Raw genomic sequence first — 16,225 nt, 5'->3', positions numbered from 1 at the left:
CGAAGTAGTAGGTGACCGTGCCGACGGACACCCCGACCGCGGCGGCGACGTCCCGGACCCCGACCGAGGCGTAGCCTCGCTCCGCGATCAGCGGGACCGCCGCCTCGACGATGAGCTTGCGGCGCACCTCGGTGGGCGCCAGTCGGACCCGTGGACGGCGAGGGGGTATGCCGTCGGGCTGCCTTCTTCGGACTGGCCCGCAGGGGATGATCTGGCTTCCGACGCACAGCGGCGCCGCTCCTGAGGAGAAGCCGCGCCCCTGCAGCACTGAGTTGTTTTCCGCTCGCGAGCGTGATCGTCGGACGGGACTCGCGAGCCGCGACGGTGCCGATCTCGCGCCGACAGCGATCCCCGTCAGGCCTGGGCCGTCTCCGGTTCCGGCAGGGAGGGTTCCTGGAAGATCTCCGCGAGGGGGGCCGTCTGCTCGACCGGGCGTCGTGGGGTCGTGTTCAGCAGGAGTCGGGTCACATCGGGGCGGGAGTAGTGACCAACGGGGTCGGCGGCTGCCTTGGCCACGGCGATGGCGGACAGGTCGATGTCGGCATAGAGGATGCCTTCGGCGTCTTCCGGTAGCGGATCGGCCAGGGGCCGGCCGTCGGGGCCGTAGATCCGGGCGAAGCCGCCGCCGCGTTGCAGCAGTTGCTGCTTGACGGGGTCGTCACCGCAGAACAGGTCGATGGCCGCGTCGCCGACGATCGCGCAGGGGGCGAGAACGAAGACCTGCCCTTCGACGGCGTAGAGCTGGGAGGCTGCCGTGTTGACCTCGGGGCCGAGGGCGTAGGCGGCCCCCTTGTAGACCGAGAAGCTGGGCCAGGCGGCCACGTGCACCTGCTCGTGCTGGCTGAACATGGCGTACTTCGTGAGCGGCTGCAGGTGCTCCCAGCAGCACAGCCCGCCGATGCGGCCCAGCGGGGTGTCGTGGACGGCCAGGTCGGAGCCGTCGCCCTCGCCGAAAACGGTGCGCTCGACGTGGGTGGGCTTGAGCTTGCGGCGGGCGTGGACGAGTTCGCCGTCGGCGGAGATCAGCGCCTGACCCATGTACAGGCTGCCACCGCTGCGCTCGCTGAAGCCGGCGACGACGGCGATGGCGTTGGTGCGTGCGGCATCCAGCAGGCGTGCGAAGCGCGGCCCGTCAAGTGTGAGCGAGTTCTCGTGATAGCGGCCGAAGAAGGCGAAACCCGCGGCGGGGGAATCCAGCCACAGCCACCACGGGTAGCCGGGGACGAAGGTTTCGGGGAAGGCGATGAGCTGCGCTCCGGCCCTGGCGGCCTCTTCGATCAGGGCGATGCTCTTTTCGATCGTGGCGTCGGCGTCCAGCCACACCGGCTCTGCCTGGATCGCGGCGGCTTTGAAGGCACCCGTGTAGTCGACCATGTGTTCTCTCCTCTTCCTTGCCCGTGCCGGCTGTCGTCAGGCGGTGACGGTGCTGTGGTGGTGGGTGGCGAGCGGCAGGAAGCCTGTTCTCGCATGGCAGTTGACGTACTCGGTGGTGACTGAGCCGCCGGGCAGGACCGACACCTCGTGCCAGAACGCGACGTCGAGGGGCCCTTCGCCGCCTGAGACCATCTGGAAGAAGCTGGCGTAGATCTCCAGGTGGGTGCGGTGGGAGCGGCACCAGGTCAGGAGGTGGTCGAGCGAGGCGAACCAGGCGACGGTGCAGGCGCGCTGCAGTGGTGAGCCGTCGGGTGACTGCTCGTCGAGGTTGCGGGCCGCGATGCAGCCCGAGTCGGGGTTCGCGGCGAGGAAGTCGACCCCGCGGTCCTTGACCGGCTTGACGTCCGCCAGGTACTTCTCGCGGTACAGGGTGCCGGCGGACCAGTCCTGCGCGGTGCGGATCAGCGCGACGTTGCCGGGCACCTCGACGGTGAGCCGCCGGCCGAGGGTCTCGTCTTCCTGGGCGGGCCGGGGCTCGAACACCGGCAGTGCGGGCTCCAGCGCCTCGACGGCCGAGGCATCGATGCGATCGCGGGCGGCGCCCCAGTAGTCGTGCACCGGGGTTTCGGGCAGGTCGACCGCCTCGTACTGGGACAGGCCGCTGGTGGCGTAGTCCTCGCGGCGGTGGGTGTGCAGGGTCTCGTTGCGCTCGGCCGGGATGACGCACACCTCCCGCCAGTGGCCGACCGGGCCGTCGGCGGGCAGCTGGTCCCATGCCGAGCGCACGGACTCGGACTGCTGCCACCGGTCGTACGTCTGCGGATCGAACCAGTAGGCCAGCCACACCACGTTGTGGGCGCCGGCGCTGTCGACGAATGATCCGCGGTCCAGTACGTCCGGCCGGTGCGCTCCGGTGAACAGCTCCGCGAGCGCGGCGATCCCCTCCGCCGCCTGGTCTGCCGCCCTCGCCTGGCAGGCGTACTGGGCGAACACGAACGCGTCCGTGCCTTTCGGCAGACGCGAGCTGTACGCGGGGAAGCGCGGAGTGTGTCCGGGCGGTCCGGTTCTGGGCATGGTCTCCTCCGACGGCCGGTGTTCAGGCGGGATGGAGGCTGAGGCTAGGCCGGGCATGTGGCCGGATTTGACCGCTCGCGACCGACGACTTGACCGATTGCGACGCATCGCGGCTTCCGCTGTGACACGCCGTGCCTTCCGCCGCGGCCGGATCTGCGCGCAGGAGCATCGATACGCGTGCGTAACGCGCCACGGGTGTCCGCCTGGCTACAGTGCAGGCACTGCACCTGCGACAGAGGAGGCGTTGTGGCCGTCGTCCTCTCCACGGATTCCGTACCGCCCAGCGAGCGGCTGGCCTACTGGCACGACGCGGTGTGGCGCACTTTCGTGCCACTCGACGTCACCGCTCCCAAGGACGAGCCCTTCTCAGGAGCGGTCACCACGGAGCGACTCGGGTGCCTGCAGATCTCCACGGTCGACGCCGACCGGGAGCTGGTCCGGCGCAGCAGACGCCTGATCGCGGAGTCCTCCGACGACTACATGCTCGTGGGCCTGCAGACCTGTGGCCCCGGCGTCGTCGTCCAGGATGAGCGGAGCGCCCCGTTGAGTCCGGGCCAGTTCGCCTTCTACGACACGACCCGCCCGTACACGCTGCACTTTCCGAGCCGTTTCGAGATGGTGGTCTTCCAGATGCCCCGGCAGTCGCTCGGATTGCCGGAATCGGACCTGCGGCGCATCACCGGCGTGACAATCGGACCCGAGCAGGGACTGGCCTCAATGGTCGCACCGTTCCTGTCGAAGCTGACCGCCGAGGCCGCGACCTGCCGTCCTGAGGTCGCAGAACTGCTGGCCCGCAACGTGACGGATTTGCTCAGCACCGTCATCACCGAACAGCTCGGCCGCGACCTTGCCGGAACGGACGCCGCCCAGCACACCCTGCTGTTGCGTATCCGCACCTTCATCGACGCCCACCTCACGGACGCGGACCTCTCGGCCGAGACGATCGCCGCCGCCCACCACATCTCCGTACGCCACCTGCAGCGCCTCTTCCAGGCGCAGGGAGCCACGGTGAGCGGATGGATCCGTGGTCGTCGTCTTGAGGAATGCCGCCGGGAACTCGGCCGCCCACGTCGGAGCAGGCCCGCGGTTGCCGCCGTCGCACACCGGTGGGGTTTCCTCAGCGCGGCCCACTTCAGCCGGGCGTTCCGTACCGCCTACGGGATGTCCCCGCGGGAGTGGCAGGCCCTGGCGGACCGGGCTCCTGCCCTTTCGGGAGATCCTTCCTCGCCTACATGACCGAGGTGCCGCTGCTCGAGGAGAGCGACGACTCGCCGATCGTGAATGTCAGGCGTGGCCTCGGATGGGCTCCGATGACCTGCGTCCCATCAGCGTCCCGTCTTCGGCGTCCGCCCGCTTGCCCAGCCCCACGTGCGACAGCTTGCCCCAGCAGAGGGCTGATACGTCTGTGCAGGGCAGAGCGTTTCCAACCAACGCCGATGACCACGGCGTTGAACTGGCGAGCAGCGGATTCAGTCCGTTGGCCCAAAGTCCTGAATCCGCACGCCCGCTGAGACGTTTCCGCAGCTCACAGACCTGCACAGTGGGGCGGGTGGGACTCGAACCCACGGCCGACGGATTATGAGTCCTTTGAGGATCTTGGCGATCCTTGCCGATCAACGCTTATCCTGGACGTTTTCGCAGGTCAGATGAGGTTATCCATGTGAGAGCTAGTCAACCCTTGTCGGGCTGTTCCTGTCCTTGCGGCCTCAACTCGGCCTCAATGAGCCCCGACAGACGACCAGGCCGGCGACGCAGGGAGGATCCCGCCAGCTCGAAGCGGGCCTCGAACTCGCGCGCAGCGGATTCCCTTTCGGCTTTGCTGGGCACCCGATGTGACTTGGTTTCAGGGACTAGCGAATCCAAGGGACTTCACATCAGGTCCGCTTCCGGGGGAGGAAGCGCCGGGCCCGGGCCCACTACTGGATGGGCGCCGCCTCCAGGTCGAACAGTGTCGGCCGGGTCGGCCGCGGCCCTCCACCATCGTGGATGGTCAGTGACGGACAGCGGCCTGCTGCGGCAAGTCGCTGGTGCTGTGCGCGCTGGGGTACGCCACCGGTTTCGTGGTGCCCTTCCAGTACACGTTCGTCACCGTGACAATCGTCCCCATCGGCGCGCTGATCGCCTCGGTGGCGGCATCCGACGTCGCCGGCCACCACACCTGGCTGCGCAGCCGCCCAATGGTCTGGCTGGGCGAGATCTCCTTCGGTTTCTACCTCGTCCAAGGCGTGACGATCTTCTATCTTCGCTCCCTGCTGAACGGCGCCACCTACTCGGTACCGGCGTCGATCCTGCTCATCATCGGCTTCCTCACCGCATCACTACTGGGCGGCTGGCTCCTGTACCGCTTCGTGGAAATGCCCGCGATGCGCCGCTTCAGCCGAAGCCGCCGCACGACGGAGCCAACCACGCCGACCCCGGCTGAACCCCAGCCGACATCGCTACGGGCACTCTGAGTCCATACGAAAGTCGGGGGCCGGGGCTTCTGTACCCCGGCCCCTCCATGAGCGCCCCTTCAGGAGCGCGGGGCTGCATCGATTTGGGGTTCCGCCGCGTGGGCACGACCAGCCACAACGCACCCGCAGCCAACGACGGCCTACCTACGCCCGCACCGCCCGCACATCCCCCGCGAAAGCCTCCGCCAGCAGCTCATGCGACCGCAACCGATCCTCTGGGGCACAAGTCAGCGTGTTCACCATGATCTCGTCGACCCCGTGCTCGGCCGCCAGGTCGGTCAACCGCTCCCGCACCTGCTCCGGCGTCCCCCACACCAGGGAACGCCGGCGGACATCAGCTCGCTCGGCCTCCAGCGAATCCCACCGGTGCTTGCGCGCATCCTCGGCGCTGGGCAACGGCAGGTCCTCTCCCAGGTCCTTGCGGGCCCGCCACAGCAGCACGCTCTGCGCCAGTGCCTCGGCCTGTTCCTCACTCTCGGCCGTGACCACGCGTACGGCGAGCACGCCCCCGCGGCCCGCCCGGCCGTGCTCGACGAGCGTCGCCCGGTAGGAGGCGAGGGCCTCACGGGCCGGCCCGGGCACGAGGAAGTGCGCGAAGGCGTACCCCGTCCCCAACTCGCCCGCCAGAAGCGCCGAACTCGCCCCGGCACCGAGCAGCCACATCTGCGGCCGCACGGGTGGGACCAGCCCCGTCTCGCCCGCGGCGAGCGGATCGGCGCTGTCCAGACCCAGCAGCACCCGCACCGCCCGAACTCGCTGCGGATAGTCGTGGGCGGGACCGCCGCTGCGACCCAGGCCCAGGTCCACCCGGTCGGGGAACACCGACGCCAGCACCGAGAAGACCTCGGCCACCTTCGCCGGCGAGTACCGCGGCAGCAGCACACCGCCGGTGCCGACCCGCATCCGCCGGGTGTGCCCCAGCAGAATGGCAGCGAGGATCTCCGGGGCGCAGCCCGCGAACCCCGGGGAGCCGTGGTGTTCGGCGGTCCAGTAGCGGACATGCCCCAACTCCTCGGCGGCCTGGGCCAGTTCGACCGACGCTCGCAGTGAGTCGGCCGGTGAGAAGCCCGCGCCGACGGGCGACTGGTCCAGCACCGACAAACGCGGGGCCGGCGCCGTTGCCCCGCTCATCGTGTGCCTCGCGTGATCGCCGGCACGATCCGGTAGTCCCGCTGGAAGACCAGGTTGTGCAGGTCACCGGTGGCGATCGCGCGCAGCGTGGGCACCTCGGCCGCCGCCTGCTCGGGCGTGAACACGTTCAGCGGCCAGTCGTGCACGGTCGCACCCCGCAGATGCGGGTGGTGGAAGCCGCCGCCGTAGTACGCGAGAAGGGTGATCGGCGCGATCCCGGACTCCCGCTGCTCGGGCCACGACAGCGTCCAGCTCGCCCCGAGCCCCCGGTCCTGGGTGCGCTGGGTCCCGCTCGCCGCCACCTCGCCGGTACCGAGGAGCAAAGCGGTGTCGAACTCCTCCAGCACCTGGACGGCGTACGGGTGGAGCAGTTGGACGGCCTGCTCGAAGTGCCGTTCCTTGCCCCTGCGCGACACGGTGTCGCCGCCCTCGCCGTGGGTGCCGTCGCGCAGGTCTCCGAAGTGGCGCAGCAAGGCCGCGATGTGCGGCAGCCCCGTCTCGGGCCGTGTGGTGGTCATGGTGTCTCCTTCCGTAGTTCCAGCTGCTCGCGCAGCGCCGTGCCCAGCCAGCGCCTCATCCCCGGGTTCCCCGCACCGGCGCCGCCGACGAGGAAGGCCGCGTGCGGGGTGCCGGGGAAGGTCTTCAGCCGTACGGCGTTGCCCGCCTCGCGCAGCAGCCGGGCGTACTCCGTGACGTCGTCCCGGACGGGATCGAGCTCGCCGACCGCGAGTACGGCCGGGGCCAGCCCGCCCAGCCGCTCTGCCGCCAGGGGGGTGCTGTACAGCGAGGTCCCGCCGCGTACGGCGGTTTCCACCCCGGCGCGGTACGTCTCCCAGGCCAGCCGCAGGTCCTCCGCTGAGGGAAAGGCGCCCCGCTCGCTGGTGTAGGAGGCCGCGGCGCAGTCGGGGTCCAGTGGTGGGTAGGCCAGCAGCTGGGCGGCGAGCGGCTGGTCGCGGTCGCGGCGGGCGAGGGCCGCGCAGGCGGCGATGGTGCCGCCTGCGCTGTCGCCCCCGACCGCCAGCGGCTCGCCGTCCGCTGCCTGTTCCCCAGCCCAGGAGAGCGCGGTCAGCACGTCCTCCAGCTGGGCAGGGTGCCGGTAGCCGGGGGCCAGTCGGTAGCCGGTGCTGACCACGGTGCACCCCGAGGTCCTCGCGAGGTCCGTGACGGGCCCGTGCCAGTGCTCGACCGACCCGGCCTGCCAGCTGCCGCCGTGCGCCCAGACCAGCCAGCCGTACGACCGCGGTGCGGGCCGGTAGATCCGTACCGGTATGCGATGGGTCCCCGCGTCCAGCCAGCCCGGCCGCCACTGCACCTCATCGGACCGCAGGCCGTCCGGACGTACGGCCCTGTCCTCGTCCGGAGCGGCCAGACCGGCGCGCGGTTCGTACCGTCGTGAGTTACTGCGCACTCGACCGCGCACCACGCAGGAACACGGCGCTGGTGAGGGCGCCGAGGACAACGAGGGCGGCGTTGACCGCGATGGCCGTCTTCAGTCCGCCGAGGATGGCCGAGGCTCCCGTGCCGGTCATCGCGGCGGTGGCGATGGCGCTCATGATCGGCGTGCCCATAGTGATGCCGATCTGCTGGGTCATTGTTGCCAGCCCGGTGGCCAAACCCTGTTCGTGGTCAGCCAGCCCGGAAGTCGCGGTGACCATGAATCCGACGATGACGAGCATGTTGCCCACCCCGCCGGCGAAGGTGGCGACCAGCAGCAGCCACAGCGAGGAGTGAGTGGCGCCGAGGCCGAGCAGGGCGGCCGTGAACACAGTCTGCAGGATGCCGCCGGTGATCAGCGTCTGCTTGCTGCCGATCTTCCCGATGACCTTCGGGGCGACCGAGCCGCCGACGACCGTTCCGATGCCCAGCACACCGAAGGACAGACCGGCGGCCAGGGGGGAGAAGCCGAGCACCTCCTGGAGGTAGAGGGTCAAAAGGAAGACCAGGGAGGTCTCGGTGAGGAAGGCGATCAGACCGGCGACGTTGCCCCAGGCCACCGAACGCTTGCCGAGCACGCCGAGCGGCACCAGCGGGGCGCTCACCTTGCGCTCGACGGCCCAGAACACGATCAGCAGCAGCACACCGGCCGCAAGTGGCAGCAGGGCGTTCGTGGAGCCCCAGCCGTGCTCACCGGCCTGGGTGAGGCCGAAGACGATGGCCAGCAGACCTAGGGTGACGCTGACGGCGCCGGGCACGTCCAGCTTCGGGCGCTCGTCGGGCCGGGACTCCTTGATGACCGTCGGGGCGACGATCAGGACGGCGAGGGCGACGGGCACGTTGATGAAGAACGCCCAGCGCCAGGAGAGCAGGTCGGTCAGCAGGCCGCCGAGGATCGCGCCGGTGGTGAACCCGGCGGACATCAGCGCCCCGTTGAGGCCGAGAGCCTTCTCCCGCAGCGGGCCCTCCGGGAACGAGGTCGTCATGAGCGAGAGGCCGGCCGGGGTCACCGCGGCGGTCGCGAGGCCCTGGAAGACACGGGCCGTGATCAGCACCTCCGGGTTCTGAGCCAGACCGCCGACCAGCGAGGCCGCGCCCAGCACCACCAGACCGCCGAGGAAGAGCCGGCGGCGGCCGAAGAGGTCCGCGACCCGGCCGAAGAGCAGGGTGAAGCCCGCCGCGCACAGGGCGAACGCGGTGCCGATCCACTGCAGATGCGCCAGAGAGAAGCCCAGGCCCTTGCCGATCACCGGCAGCGCCACGTTCAGGATGGAGAAGTCCACGGCCAGCATGAACTGGGCCGCGAGCAGCAGCACCAGCACCAGCCGCAGGCGCGGAGTGAGGACGGCCGGGGCCGTTCCTACGGCCGTACCGGCCGTCTCCGAATCAGTGACGGACATGACGTCGAGTCCCTTTCGTTCGAGCTTCATCGGTGCGTCTGTCGTGCACACCGCTGGGAAAGAGACTCGTCTCGGCCCGGGAACCCAGCCAGCACCCTGTCTCGCACAGTCAGCGCAAGGGTGGTCATCACATGACCACCCTTATGGCTCACGACCGGCACGGTGGGCGTGCATCATGGAGGGGAGTGATCGGGAGGCATCGATGGACGCTCCGTCCGAACTGGGAGACTTCCTCAGGTCCCGCCGTGCCGCACTGCGTCCTGAGGACGTCGGCATCACCCCGCACCCGACGCGCCGCCGGGTCAGCGGGCTGCGCCGGGAGGAGCTGGCCATGCTCGCCGGGGTCAGCATCACCCACTACACCCGTCTCGAACAGGGCCGTGCGCTCAGCGCCTCGGACTCAGTGCTGGACGCGATCGCGCGCACCCTGCGGCTGACCGACGACGAGACCGCGCATCTGAAGGACCTGGCCCGCCCCGCCGCCACCCCTGCCCGCCCCGCCACATCCCGCGCGGAGCAGGCCAGCCCCTCGGCACGACAGCTGCTGGCGGCCATGTCCGAGGTACCAGCCCTGGTCCTGGACCGCCGCAACGACGTACTGGCCTGGAACCGGCTGGGGCACGCACTGCTCGCCGCACATCTGCCCGCGGACAGCCCCGAGACGCCGGGTACCCGGCCCAACGTGACGCGGATGCTGTTCCTGGATGACCGCTACCGCGCGCTGTACACCGACTGGCACGAGGAGGCACAGCTCGCGGTCGCCTCGCTGCGGCTGATCGCCGGCCGACACCCCGACGACCGCCGGCTGACCGAACTGGTCGGCCAACTCACCGTTCAGTGCGACGAGTTCGCCTCCCGTTGGGCCCGCCATCCGGTGCGCACCTGCACCTCGGGGGTGAAGCAGCTGCGTCACCCGTCGGTCGGCACTATGGACCTGAGCTTCGAGAACCTCGTCATCCCCGGCTCGTCCGGCCAGCGCCTGATCGCCTACACAGCCGAACCGGGCTCGCCCTCTGAGGCGGCTCTGCGCCTGCTGGGCAGCGCAGCCGCGCCTGAGGTCGAGAGCACCTCCACGGCGGTGTGAGGCCAGATCGTGCTGACCGGCCGGGAGGGTACAACGCCTCTTGGCCGGTGCCCTTTCAGGCGCCGCGCCGCCCGGTCAGATATGACAGGGACGAATACCCGGAGTCTGCCAGGCGCAGATGGGCGTACGCCGCCGACGCCATGGTCATGTGATGGTGCCAGGCGGGGAAGGAACGCCCAGCAAAGTCCAGCAACTCGTAGCGACCGTCCATACAGTCAGCCGTGACTGTGGAACTGACGTAGAGGCGGGTCAGCTCAAGGAGCTCGTCCAAGCGGTGATGGGCGAGGGTGGTGAGCCAGAACCGAGAGCCCGGCCGTCCGTCCGCGGCGAGCTCGGTGAACAACCTGTACGGCCGCTGGTCACCGCCCCCCTGCTGCGGCTTCCGAGCGGGCTGCCACATCAGAGTGGACAGGATCTGGGCCTGCCGGAACCTCCCGTCGGAACCCGTGACGGCGGCCGTGTGCTGACTCCACGGGCGCCGCACGTCCGGCCCGATCGGGCGGTCGCCGGCCACGAAACCAGTCCTCTGGCGAGGTCTGTCATGTGGAGTCCTCCGCAGGCGGTCGGGTGAGCGTTGTTCAGGCACCTTGCCCTCACGAGAAGACACCAGCCGGGGATTGACAGCAACGAGGAAGTCGCGCCCGGTGCCGCCCAGAAGGCCCGTCAGCTTCACGAGGTCGGTTGCGTCGCTCATGTCGGCCACCACCGGCACGTCCGGTGAAGAGGTGCTGCCGACAGGGTCGGCCAGCAGGTCCACCATGTGCCTCCACTGCGGACGCGGGTATGCGGGCACGCTGGCGCAGTCCGGGGTCGTCAATCCACTGCCGTGGAAGCACGAGTCGCCAGTCGACGGGAAAATTGGCCCCCGGGCAGGACAGGAAGAGGCCAACCGCAAGCTGGCAGTTGATGGTTCGCCCGCAAGAGGCGTCGAATCGCTGGTGCACGCCCACAGACAGATCGCCGCGCTTGGGCAGGATGACGGGTGTGATGGTCAAGGCCCGCACAGATGACCGCTCTTCGATCCACCGTGTCAGAGCGTCACGAGCCTGTTCCCACTTTCATGGACTGCTGTTGATGAACTGCTGCAGCGAGTACCAGACTGTGGGCGAGCCGGACACGGACTCCGCCACCCGCCGCATCGACTTCCTGCCGTCGGTGAGCAGCAGCCCTTTCAGATAGGTCTGGGCCCATCGGCGCTGGTCGGCTCGTGGTAGGTACCCGAAGACCCTCTTCGCGAAGGTGTCAACGGACGGGGCGCCCGGCTCTGCCAGGACCTGCTGTGCGCGCGATAAATGCATGGCCAGCGTTCCCCCTTTACGCTTCCGGTCAGATTCAGTTGATCAGCCAACCACCCCCATTCACGCCTCCGCTGTGACGTGCGCCTCAAAGAGAGATAATTGCAGGTTAGAGGTTCATGACGCTCTGCGACTCCCCTGGCGTCCAGTCACTGGGGGCGAGGCCTGCGCCGCAGCAGAGGCGCGACCACCACGCTCATCTGCCCGGAGCCCTGGGCGACCGCCACCACGGATGGCTCCAGGCGGCCGCTGCACCGCACCGCCTCTGATCCGCGTCCCGGGCTGCGCGGACGACCGACTGCGGAGCAACCCCGAGCAATGCTCAAGACCTGTGGATCGGGGCTCGGGTGGCATGCGAAGGGCGTACCTTCCCGAGTGATCGATTAAAGGTCACCGAGTACGCCGACGTTCGCAGCGCCGGTCGGGAAGGGCACCATGCCCGTACTCACGGTAGTCAATGCTGACGGTTCCACGCCAAACGGCTCCCTGATCGACGAGATCGTCCGCGAGGGTGCGAGGCGGATATTGGCCGCCGCCCTGGAGACGGAAGTCAATGCTTACATAGCCGAGTTGCCCGGTGAGCGGGACGAGAGCGGTCACCGCCCGGCCGTGCGGAACGGCCATGACCAGCCAAGGCCCGCCCCGAACTCGACCGCACCACCGAACACGTGCGTTCCTTCGCCGAGTTGATGAACAACCGCCAAGGACAGCAGCTGGACCAATGGATCGAGCACGTCCAGGCCGACGACCTGCCCGCCCTGCACGCCTTTGTCATCGGCCTCGGCCAGGACCTCGTCACCGTCGTCGCCGGGCTCGGCCTCCCTTACAGCTCCGGCGCCGTCGAAGGCCACAACAACAAGATCAAGACGCTCAAGCGGCAGATGTTCGGCCGCGCCAACTTCGACCTGCTCCGCAAGCGAGTCCTCCTCGCGGCGTGAGGGCGTCCATGATCGCGGTCGTGGTGCCCCTCCGTGACTCCGGCACGGAAGGTGATCCAGAACCCAGGTTCAGAGACCGCCGACACTGGCCGGAGCGCAGACCCGTCGACAACACTGTCCCCGTTGCCAGCGGCCTCAGGACGGCCTCAATTCATGGAACCACCGCAGCACGACCCACCAGAACTGGTCTCATCAGCAACCTGTAAGCGCACATACATGCAGGTCAGGCGACCACTAGCTGACGCAAACCGAACCGGACCCGAACCCACGAGCAGCGGATTCAGCTCTGTGGTTCCCAAAGTCCTGAATCCGCACGCCCGCTGAGACGTTTCCGCAGCTCACAGACCTGCACAGTGGGGCGGGTGGGACTCGAACCCACGGCCGACGGATTATGAGTCCTTTGAGGATCTTGGCGACCCTTGCTCGTCCACGCTCATTCATGACGTTTTTGCAGGTCAGAAGGGGCGGGGCATGTCGGCGCCCCTTCGCCTTTGTCAGTCTGTTCCTGTCCTTGTGTCCCGACCCGCCGTCGGCCCCGCGCACGCGGGAATAAGTCCACGTTGAGGCTGCCGCGAATGTTCGTCTCGGCGTGGGCCCCGCGCATGCAGGGTGATCAGACTCGTGCGTCTCGCTGCTGAACTTCCTTGAGGACTCCAGCAACTGTCACGAAGTCATTATCCACGTGGAGAACAGTGTGCCCATGATGCACAGCAGTCGCGCACACCAGCAGGTCAATCGCTCCAGCCGCCCGGTGCTGGCCCCGCTGGGTCAGCTTGTACTGGGCGGTGTCGACCCACCGCCAGGCGTTCTTCGGAACTGGAGAGAGCAGGCAGAGCGCGTCCAGTTCGTCCGCCAGCTCATCTCGATGAGACGGGCTGGTCGCCGAGTAGAGGAATTCGGCTCGTGTCGGCTCGCAGAGGTGGAATACCCCGGCGGCGATGTGTCCCTCCCAGGGGCGCAGCGCGCCTGGGGTGCGGAACAGGTGCCACAGAGCCGAGGTGTCCACCAGGTACGTAATCACTCGAAGGCCTCGCGTCGGGCACGCTTCTCGGCGTCATGCGCCGCTGCGGCCTGCTCGAACTCGCCACGCGCACCTCGCGCGGCCAGCTTCTCTGCGGCCTCCAGCCTCTTGATCCGTGCCACGTAGTCCCGAAGAGCCGCGTTGACGGTCTCCTTCTTCGTCGTGGCACCCATGAGCCGCATGGCCTCGGCCAGCGCCTCGTCGTCGAGATCAATTTGCGTGACGGACACCGGACACCTCCAACATCCACGATGTACACATCCACGATACATCGCCAACATTGAATACTGCCGCCGATCACAGCCAGGCCACTCAAGGGGCGTGCAGGATGTGGAGGCGTTTCCATCCGAACCGTTCCCCAGTCCAGGGCGGCCAGCAAGGGGGCGCCTCACCTCGCGCGAATCACCCCATGAGCCTCATGTCCGACTTGACCGGAATCGACGTCCCGAATCTGTCCTGCCGATCATGAAGTGCGCCTTGCAACGCGCCGCCAGCATCCCTCGACTCACTTGCCAGCCAGTAAAGTTGCTGGTCAGAAGGTTTCTTCCCGCGTAGCGAGTGGTGGGGCGGGTGGGACTCGAACCCACGGCCGACGGATTATGAGTCCGCTGCTCTAACCGGCTGAGCTACCGCCCCACGGCGGCGTGTCGCGCACATTTGTGCGCGCCGTCTGCCGCAGCATAGCCGCTCATACGATCTCCTGCTTCGGATGGTCGGCTACGCACGCCCATGGAGACTGCACCGCCGCCTGCGCGGTTCCCGCCCACATGAAAAAGGACCCCAAGGGGGTCCTCTTCTTGTGCTCCCCCGACTGGACTCGAACCAGTAACCTGCCGGTTAACAGCCGGCTGCTCTGCCAATTGAGCTACGGAGGACCGAGCTCCCCCGACTGGACTCGAACCAGTAACCTGCCGGTTAACAGCCGGCTGCTCTGCCAATTGAGCTACGGAGGAATGCCTCGTTGCATCGAACGTGCCTGCCTGGGTATTCGCCAGAGGGCGGGCGCTCGCTGCGACACATACATTAGCGCAAGCAGGGGGGTGCTCCGCCAATCGGTACTCCCCCAGGACGGAAGGGTGGCCCCGCCATGCGCTACAAGCTCACGTTCGTCGTCGGACTGGCTCTGGGTTACGTCCTCGGCACACGTGCCGGTCGCGAGCGCTACGAGCAACTGAAGAAGTCGGCGCGTCAGGTCGCGCAGAACCCGGCCGTCCGCAACACCGCGGAGTCGGCCGCGCAGCAGGGCCGCGAGTTCGCCGGCAAGGCGTACCACGTGGTGAGCGACAAGGTCGGCGACCGCGTCCCCGACTCGGTGGCCCAGCGGGTCCGCTCCCTGCGGGAGCGCAACACCAACGGCGCAGCCGAGGACGACTGGGGTACCAGCAACACCTAGCAGTTCACCTGCCACGACGCGCCCGCACCCGGCGAAGCGCACACATCCCCGTGGCGCAGGACCCATAGAATTTTCGCCATGGGGATAGTCGCCGGGTTGGACAGTGCACCCGATTTCACTCGCATCGTCGTCTGCGACACGGACACGGGCACCGTGCTCAGGCAGGGGTATGCCCCGCATCCGGTGGACGGCGACCGCCCCGCCGACGTCGACCCGCAGGCCTGGCTGCTGTCCCTCGGTGAAGCGGCCGGCGGCGGGCTCCTCGAGGGCGTGCAGGCCATCGGCGTGTCGGCGCAGCAGAACGCGCTCGTGCCGCTGGACGCGCAGGGCGGCACGGTGCGTCCGGCGCTGGTCGGCGGCGACAAGCGTGCGCAGGTCGCGGCGGCCGATCTGATCGACGCGCTCGGCGGCCGGGAGGCCTGGGCGCAGGCGGTGGGGTGTGTGCCGCAGGCCGCGCAGCCGGTGACCAAGCTGCGCTGGCTCGCCAAGAACGAACCCGACGCCGCCCTGCGCACCGCGATGCTGATGCAGGCACACGACTGGCTGGTGTGGCAGCTGCTCGGCAGACCGGTCAGAAGGACCACCGACCGGGGCGGCGCCTCAGGCACCGGCTACTGGTCGGCGGCCACCGGCAGCTACCGCTCCGATCTCGTCGAGCTGGCGCTCGGCCACCAGGCGATGCTGCCGGAGGTGATCGGCCCCGCGGACGCCGCGGGTACGACCCCCGAGGGACTGCTGATCTCCGCGGGGACCGGGGAGACCATGTCCGCCGCCTTCGGGCTCGGCATCGGGCTCGGTGACGCGGTGGTGTCGCTCGGCGCCTCCGGGTCGGTCATGGCCGTACACCCCGAGGCCCTGGTGGACAACACCGGGATGATCACGTCCCTCGCCGACGCGACCGGTATGCATCTGCCGGTCGTCACCACGCTGAACGCCGTACGGACCCTGCGCGGGACCGCCGAACTGCTCGGACTGCCCGATCTGGAGAGCCTGTCCGAGCTGGCGATGAAGTCGACCCCCGGCGCCCATGGGCTCGTACTCCTGCCCTATCTGGAGGGTGAGCGGACGCCGAACCTGCCGCACACGGCGGGGTCGATCGCCGGGCTGCGGCGGGAGTCGATGAAGGGGGAGCATCTGGCGCGGGCGGCGTTCGAGGGCATGCTGTGCGGGCTCGCGGACGCGCTGGACGTGCTGCGCGGCCGGGGTGTCGAGGTGCGGCGGGTCTTCCTGCTGGGGGCGGCCGCCGAGCTGCCCGCCGTGCAGGCGGCGGCGCCCATGCTCTTCGGGGCGCAGGTCGTCGTGCCGCAGCCCGCGGACTATGCGGCGATCGGTGCGGCCCGGCAGGCCGCCTGGGCGCTCGGGGTCTCGCAGGGCGCGCTCGATCCGCGCAACCCGCCCGTCTGGCAGGGCGCGAGCGGACGGGTGCTGGAGCCCGGGGACGAGCTGGCGGTGGGTCAGGCGGTACGGCAGCAGTTCGTTTCGGTCCGGGAACAGACACACCCAGGCGCTTTCCGCCCATAAGGCGTACGGAGCACTGCTGTCGGCTTAATCGGTTGAGGTAACACGGGTGGAGTGTCCGACGATAGGAGCCTGGGGCATCAAGCCCGCCCCGCCGCCGACTCCGAGAG

At 68.9% G+C, this 16,225-nt stretch carries 15 protein-coding genes, 3 tRNA genes and 2 pseudogenes; 6 read left to right on the top strand and 14 right to left on the bottom strand.

From position 1 onward, the window contains the following. Window positions 1–34: 34 nt before the first annotated feature. The 3 genes and pseudogenes from ACIBW9_RS03255 to ACIBW9_RS03245 form a co-directional block, all read right to left on the bottom strand. A pseudogene (locus ACIBW9_RS03255) lies at window positions 35–127 on the bottom strand (TetR family transcriptional regulator); the annotation flags it as partial. Between the two features lie 227 nt (window positions 128–354). Next, window positions 355–1,374 carry a carbon-nitrogen hydrolase family protein gene (locus ACIBW9_RS03250; RefSeq protein WP_362671043.1) on the bottom strand — a complete coding sequence of 340 codons (1,020 nt, stop codon included), beginning with the start codon at window positions 1,372–1,374 and terminating at the stop codon, window positions 355–357. Window positions 1,375–1,410: 36 nt separating this feature from the next. After that, window positions 1,411–2,448, bottom strand: a complete 1,038-nt coding sequence (locus ACIBW9_RS03245) for a phenylacetaldoxime dehydratase family protein (RefSeq protein WP_398950680.1) — start codon at window positions 2,446–2,448, stop codon at window positions 1,411–1,413. A gap of 246 nt (window positions 2,449–2,694) precedes the next feature. Between ACIBW9_RS03245 and ACIBW9_RS03240 the strand changes: the two genes are divergently transcribed. Together ACIBW9_RS03240 and ACIBW9_RS03235 are read left to right on the top strand one after the other, a co-directional pair. Continuing rightward, window positions 2,695–3,684, top strand: a complete 990-nt coding sequence (locus ACIBW9_RS03240) for a helix-turn-helix domain-containing protein (protein WP_398950678.1) — start codon at window positions 2,695–2,697, stop codon at window positions 3,682–3,684. A gap of 791 nt (window positions 3,685–4,475) precedes the next feature. After that, a complete protein-coding gene (locus ACIBW9_RS03235; RefSeq protein WP_398950676.1) occupies window positions 4,476–4,901 on the top strand; it encodes a hypothetical protein in 426 nt (141 codons plus the stop codon). A gap of 144 nt (window positions 4,902–5,045) precedes the next feature. Here the strand turns inward: ACIBW9_RS03235 and ACIBW9_RS03230 are convergent, their stop codons facing one another. The 4 genes from ACIBW9_RS03230 to ACIBW9_RS03215 are packed head-to-tail and all read right to left on the bottom strand — an operon-like array spanning window position 5,046 to window position 8,866. Further along, complete coding sequence (locus tag ACIBW9_RS03230) at window positions 5,046–6,032, bottom strand: MsnO8 family LLM class oxidoreductase (protein WP_398950674.1); 987 nt, start codon at window positions 6,030–6,032, stop codon at window positions 5,046–5,048. Continuing rightward, a complete protein-coding gene (locus ACIBW9_RS03225; protein ID WP_398950672.1) occupies window positions 6,029–6,550 on the bottom strand; it encodes a hypothetical protein in 522 nt (173 codons plus the stop codon). Before ACIBW9_RS03225 ends, ACIBW9_RS03230 begins: the two co-directional genes overlap by 4 nt. Continuing rightward, window positions 6,547–7,440, bottom strand: a complete 894-nt coding sequence (locus tag ACIBW9_RS03220) for an alpha/beta hydrolase (protein WP_398950670.1) — start codon at window positions 7,438–7,440, stop codon at window positions 6,547–6,549. Before ACIBW9_RS03220 ends, ACIBW9_RS03225 begins: the two co-directional genes overlap by 4 nt. Further along, a complete protein-coding gene (locus tag ACIBW9_RS03215) occupies window positions 7,430–8,866 on the bottom strand; it encodes an MFS transporter (protein ID WP_398950668.1) in 1,437 nt (478 codons plus the stop codon). Before ACIBW9_RS03215 ends, ACIBW9_RS03220 begins: the two co-directional genes overlap by 11 nt. 202 nt (window positions 8,867–9,068) lie before the next feature. On the opposite strand from ACIBW9_RS03215, the gene ACIBW9_RS03210 reads away from it, so the two are divergent. Beyond that, a complete protein-coding gene (locus ACIBW9_RS03210) occupies window positions 9,069–9,950 on the top strand; it encodes a helix-turn-helix transcriptional regulator (protein WP_398950666.1) in 882 nt (293 codons plus the stop codon). Window positions 9,951–10,005: 55 nt separating this feature from the next. On the opposite strand, the gene ACIBW9_RS03205 is transcribed toward ACIBW9_RS03210, so the two are convergent. Beyond that, window positions 10,006–10,710, bottom strand: a complete 705-nt coding sequence (locus ACIBW9_RS03205; RefSeq protein WP_398952141.1) for a hypothetical protein — start codon at window positions 10,708–10,710, stop codon at window positions 10,006–10,008. 22 nt (window positions 10,711–10,732) lie between these two features. Next, window positions 10,733–11,248: pseudogene (locus tag ACIBW9_RS03200) on the bottom strand (transposase); the annotation flags it as partial. Between the two features lie 665 nt (window positions 11,249–11,913). Between ACIBW9_RS03200 and ACIBW9_RS03195 the strand changes: the two are divergent. Beyond that, window positions 11,914–12,183: a transposase gene (locus ACIBW9_RS03195; RefSeq protein ID WP_398950664.1), complete on the top strand. Its 270-nt coding sequence runs from the start codon at window positions 11,914–11,916 to the stop codon at window positions 12,181–12,183. Window positions 12,184–12,796: 613 nt separating this feature from the next. On the opposite strand, the gene ACIBW9_RS03190 is transcribed toward ACIBW9_RS03195, so the two are convergent. The 5 genes from ACIBW9_RS03190 to ACIBW9_RS03170 all read right to left on the bottom strand — a co-directional run bounded on the left by ACIBW9_RS03190 (window position 12,797) and on the right by ACIBW9_RS03170 (window position 14,157). Then, on the bottom strand, window positions 12,797–13,204 hold the full coding sequence (locus ACIBW9_RS03190; RefSeq protein WP_398950662.1) for a PIN domain nuclease: 408 nt from the start codon (window positions 13,202–13,204) through the stop codon (window positions 12,797–12,799). Further along, window positions 13,201–13,434, bottom strand: a complete 234-nt coding sequence (locus tag ACIBW9_RS03185) for a type II toxin-antitoxin system VapB family antitoxin (protein ID WP_020136336.1) — start codon at window positions 13,432–13,434, stop codon at window positions 13,201–13,203. The genes ACIBW9_RS03190 and ACIBW9_RS03185 overlap by 4 nt, the downstream gene beginning before the upstream one ends. A gap of 329 nt (window positions 13,435–13,763) precedes the next feature. Then, window positions 13,764–13,840: transfer RNA gene (locus ACIBW9_RS03180), tRNA-Ile, on the bottom strand. A 166-nt stretch (window positions 13,841–14,006) separates the two neighbouring features. Further along, window positions 14,007–14,079: transfer RNA gene (locus tag ACIBW9_RS03175), tRNA-Asn, on the bottom strand. 5 nt (window positions 14,080–14,084) lie between these two features. Continuing rightward, window positions 14,085–14,157, bottom strand: a tRNA-Asn gene (locus ACIBW9_RS03170). A 134-nt stretch (window positions 14,158–14,291) separates the two neighbouring features. Here ACIBW9_RS03170 and ACIBW9_RS03165 point away from each other — a divergent pair. Together ACIBW9_RS03165 and ACIBW9_RS03160 are read left to right on the top strand one after the other, a co-directional pair. Next, the gene (locus ACIBW9_RS03165; RefSeq protein ID WP_115908323.1) at window positions 14,292–14,597 is read left to right on the top strand and encodes a YtxH domain-containing protein; all 306 of its coding nucleotides are present in this window, start codon (window positions 14,292–14,294) and stop codon (window positions 14,595–14,597) included. A gap of 78 nt (window positions 14,598–14,675) precedes the next feature. Then, the gene (locus ACIBW9_RS03160) at window positions 14,676–16,118 is read left to right on the top strand and encodes an FGGY family carbohydrate kinase (RefSeq protein ID WP_398950660.1); all 1,443 of its coding nucleotides are present in this window, start codon (window positions 14,676–14,678) and stop codon (window positions 16,116–16,118) included. Window positions 16,119–16,225: the final 107 nt, after the last annotated feature.

The organism is Streptomyces sp. NPDC049541, assembly GCF_044465725.1.
GTDB lineage: Bacteria > Actinomycetota > Actinomycetes > Streptomycetales > Streptomycetaceae > Streptomyces.
The sequence above is the reverse complement of the archived record's forward strand: the minus strand, read 5'-3'. Positions and strand labels throughout refer to the sequence as shown.